The organism is Desulfovibrio sp. 1188_IL3213 (assembly GCF_036763145.1).
Taxonomy (GTDB): Bacteria; Desulfobacterota; Desulfovibrionia; order Desulfovibrionales; family Desulfovibrionaceae; genus Desulfovibrio.
Genome location: NZ_JBAIYR010000447.1, coordinates 1 through 1,728, shown reverse-complemented (window position 1 = coordinate 1,728; position 1,728 = coordinate 1). Strand labels below are relative to the sequence as shown.

Annotated in this window: 2 protein-coding genes and 1 pseudogene; 2 read left to right on the top strand and 1 reads right to left on the bottom strand. The window is 60.4% G+C overall.

Going from position 1 to position 1,728, the window contains the following annotated elements:
• Positions 1 to 255: pseudogene (locus V6C16_RS12465) on the top strand (alkaline phosphatase family protein); the annotation flags it as partial.
• 125 nt (positions 256 to 380) lie between these two features.
• Positions 381 to 1,283, top strand: a complete 903-nt coding sequence (locus V6C16_RS12460) for a DMT family transporter (RefSeq protein ID WP_333535152.1) — start codon at positions 381 to 383, stop codon at positions 1,281 to 1,283.
• A gap of 36 nt (positions 1,284 to 1,319) precedes the next feature.
• On the opposite strand, the gene V6C16_RS12455 is transcribed toward V6C16_RS12460, so the two are convergent.
• On the bottom strand, positions 1,320 to 1,728 hold a 409-nt coding region (locus tag V6C16_RS12455), incomplete at its 5' end, for a M15 family metallopeptidase (RefSeq protein ID WP_333543355.1).

Below are 1,728 nucleotides of genomic sequence, written 5' to 3'. Positions count from 1 at the left end.
GCCCGCCACGCGGACGGCCTGCTGGCCCGCTGGCTGCCCATATGGGAAAAACAGGGCTATTCCGCCCTGGTGACCAGCGATCACGGCATGGATGAAGAACACGGACACAACGATAATACGGCGGCCACGCGCCGCGTTCCTCTCTGGCTTATGGGCCGTGCCTGGGATGGCCTGCCCATGCCGGACGCCCAGACGCAACTGGCCGGCCTTGTCTTGCAGGCCCTTGATCTGCCGCACAGGCCGCGCCCGGAATAGAGGCGGAACTCCCCACACCGACAACAGCCCCGGCAGGATTTGCAATGACGGGACAAAAGATTTTCCGTTGCCGGACTGCGGGACAAACACAAATGCATGGCAAAAGCGCCAGCAAGGAGCAGGAGATGAAAAACGTCGGCCAGGACAGCATGATGCTGCAAGACAACAGCGGGTCCAGCGGGTATGTGTGGATTCTGTTTGCGGCTTTTTTCTGGTCTTTGCTCGGCGTGTCTTCCAAATTCTGCATTGCCGGTGGTGTTCAGCCGCTGGAAACAGCCTTCTGGCGGGCCGCCATCGGCTGCGTCTGCTTTCTGATACACGCAGCCCTGACCCGGTCTTTGCGCGTCAAAATCCGTGACGCCCTGATTTTCATGCTTTTCGGCCTCTGGGGAACAGGCGTCTTTTTTGCCGCCATGCAGATGTCCATCAAGCTCAGCGGCGGGGCCACGGCCGTGGTGCTTCTGTACACCGCGCCCGTATGGGTCGCCTTTTTTTCGCGCCTGCTGTTTGGCGAACACATCACCAGACGCAAAACCCTGGCCATCGGCATCGCACTGTGCGGCACAACCCTGGTATGCTTTACCGGCGGCAGCATACCGGGCGAAACATCCATGCTCGGCATCGCCTGCGGCCTGCTGGCGGGATTCAGCTATGCCACGCACTACCCTTTCTACCGCTGGTGGCAGACGCGCTACTCCACCGCCGCCATTTACGGCTATATGCTTATCGGCGGCATTGTGTCGCTGGGACTCTTTGAGCCGATCCACCTGAGCCACAGCCCGCAGATATGGGGCTGGCTTTTCATCCTCGGTTTTCTGACGTGCTATCTTGCCTATTTCTGTTACGGCATGGGGCTGAAACGCATCAGCCTGGTACGGGCTGCCGTGACCTGCCATCTGGAACCCGTTCTCGGCACGTTATGGGTCTGGCTGTTCTGGGACGAAAACTTCACCCCGCTGGGCTGGTTCGGCGGCGCGCTGGTGCTTGGGGCTGTCCTGCTGCTCACCACCGACAAAAGTAAGGAATAACAGGCGAAAAATCAATACGCAGGTACATGCGCCGCATCAGCGGGCATGTGCCGCGCCATCCGCTGCGCTTCCCTGCCCGCGTCGCGCTTTCAGCATGCGGGCCTTGCAGATGATCTCCGGCCGGTATTCAAAATGCATGATGTCATACTCATGCCATTTGCCACCCCAGATAAAGCCCGCCTGCTCCATAGCATCAACGATGACAGAAGGATATCCGCGCTGCATGGGATGCGGACGCAGCTTGCTCCAGCGCCAGAAAGGGGCCAGACGCGCACTCAGATCCACCGCAATGCCGTCCCCATGCGGACTAAGCCGTGCTTCGCCGGCTATGCGCCGCCACACAAACCCTCCGACAACCTTCAGGTAATCCTTTAGATGCGGCTCGTTACGTACGGCAACGGCAAGACGCGCATCAGCCCGGCCCAGCGCACGGGCAGCCGGAGCG